This is a genomic window from Streptomyces sp. UW30 (assembly GCF_008042075.1).
Classification (GTDB): Bacteria; Actinomycetota; Actinomycetes; order Streptomycetales; family Streptomycetaceae; genus Streptomyces.
Map to the genome: position 1 here is coordinate 2,250,662 of NZ_RDBN01000037.1, position 2,117 is coordinate 2,252,778.

A 2,117-nucleotide genomic window follows, 5' to 3' on the forward strand; every position below is an offset into this window, starting at 1 on the left:
GCCGGCGGGCGCAGGGGAATGACGCGGGCTTCGTTCGGCGCTTGTTCGGTCACCTTCCCAGCCTAGGAACCTCGGCCGTCAGGGGAAGGGATCGGCGTTCCGCCCTGGGGGAAATCGCGGCTACTGCCCCACGCGGCCGTCGATCCGCTCCCGCAGGAAGTCGGCGTGGCCGTTGTGCCGGGCGTACTCCTCGATCATGTGGACCAGCAGTTCGCGCAGGGCGATCGGCTCGTCGCCGCCGTTGCCGATGACGTCGAGGCTCGGGGCCTCGGCCACGAAGCGTTCCGCGAAGGCGACTTCCGAGCGCCAGGTCGCCCAGGCCTCGGCGACGACCGCGGGGTCGGGTACGGCGCCGGTGAACTCTCCGCTCGGGTCGTCCTCGGTGCGGTAGTGGCGGGGGATGTCCTGCCCGGCCATGACTCGGCGGAACCAGACCTGTTCGACGCCGGCGAGATGACGCAGCAGCCCGAGCAGGGAGAGGTCGGACGGGGGGACCGAGCGGCGGGCCATCTCCTCGGCGTCCAGGTCGGCGCACTTCATCTCGAACGTCAGCCGCTGGTCGCTCAGGTATCCGACGAGGGTCGCGAGTTCGCCGACGTAGCCGCCGTCACCGCGGGGGTCGTCCTCGGGGCCGACCCACATGTCCCACCACCCGAAGCTGCGTCGGGGCAGCGCCTCTTCCGACTTCGTGACATCGGTCATACGGGCGAGCATGTGCGGTCGGCAGGGGGACCGCCACCGGATTTCCGGCCGCCCCTCACTCGTCGGCCAGGCTCAGCACCGCCCGCACCCGCTTGCCGACCGGCACCCGCTCGACGGCGACCTCCGCCGCGAGCGCGTGCACTATCTCCAGGCCGTGCCGGCCGACCCGCTCGGGGTCCTTGGGGTAACGGCGGGGCATGGCCGAGCTGCTGTCGTACACGCAGATCGTCAGCGCGTCGTCCGTGCCCTCCAGGTCCAGGATGTACGGGCCGTTGCTGTGCCGGTCGGCGTTGGTGACCAGCTCGCTGACCACCAGGAGCACCTTGTCCTCGGCGGGCTCGCCGATCATGGCGCACCACTCGGTCCTGAGCCTGCCGAGGAACAGCGCGGCGAAGGACCGCGCCTCGGCGATGCATCCCGGTTCCCCGCTGTAGTGGGCTGCCCGCCTCAGCGGTTCCACGGGCACGTCGAAACCAGTAGGTATCACTGCCCCGTCCACGTGCTCGATCATGCGTTTCTCTCTCGGAAGCCGGCATCGGCCGGATGCTGCTGCACCAGTCCTGTTACCCAGAGCTGCGCCGTGCACTCACCGTGCAGGTGGCGCCGTACGTCACAGCGGCGGGGACGGCGGTGCGGCCGCGGTGGGCGCCGACTGCGAGGTGGTGGTCGTGTCCTCGTCCGGGGGCGGCTGCGGGGCGGAGGTGTCGGGCGACTCGGGCTCGGTCGTCGGGGGCTCCGTCGTGTCCGTCCCGGGTGTGGACGTCTGCGGCGTCGAGGTCTGCGGGCTCGTCGGGGGCGTCGGTGACGTGGGCGTCGTCACGCTCGCCGACGGGGTGGGCTTCGCCGGGCGGTCCGCCTTGCGGTCCTTGTCGCCGTCGTCGCCCCGGAGTCGGGCGACCCACTCGTCGCCGTCGGCGTCGTAGAGGACGAACACGTTGATGATCGTCTGCGCGGGGGTGATCACGACGACGTCCGAGGAGCGGTACGACGGCCAGGAGTCGCCGGTTCGCCTGAGCGTGCCCTGCTGGGGGACCGGCGGGGTCAGGGGATTGCCGCAGGCGCAGCGCACCCGGGGCTCCCCGCGGTCGTCGACGAGGACCGCGGTGCCCGCCTGGAGGACGGCCTGGTAGCTGGTGGCGGCGCCGTCGACGTAGCCGTGGTTGGTGACGCGGGTGTCCAGGCGGAGCTGGACGGGGGTGAGCGAGCGCAGATAGGCGGGGACGTCGGCGGCGTCGACGCGGGCGACCGACGCGAACGCCCTGTTCTTCTCCGGGGCGGCCCGGAGGTGGTCGATCTGCTTCTCCACGTCGCAGCTGGAGGCCTTGCGGGTGCCGCCGTACAGGCCCGGTGCTGCGCCGTCGACTCCGCGTACCTCGTTCGACGGCGTCGGCTCGGTGGGCGGGGGTGGCGTGACG

3 protein-coding genes are annotated in these 2,117 nt (G+C 72.0%); all 3 read right to left on the bottom strand.

Translation table 11 applies throughout. The features are described from left to right. Positions 1-120: 120 nt before the first annotated feature. Positions 121-702, bottom strand: a complete 582-nt coding sequence (locus tag EAO75_RS29015) for a DinB family protein (RefSeq protein ID WP_261989440.1) — start codon at positions 700-702, stop codon at positions 121-123. Between the two features lie 55 nt (positions 703-757). Continuing rightward, positions 758-1,213 (bottom strand): ATP-binding protein, encoded by a 456-nt coding sequence (locus EAO75_RS29020; RefSeq protein ID WP_147997935.1) that lies wholly within the window; start codon positions 1,211-1,213, stop codon positions 758-760. Positions 1,214-1,312: 99 nt separating this feature from the next. Further along, on the bottom strand, positions 1,313-2,117 hold an 805-nt coding region (locus tag EAO75_RS46100; protein ID WP_315987403.1), incomplete at its 5' end, for a DUF6777 domain-containing protein.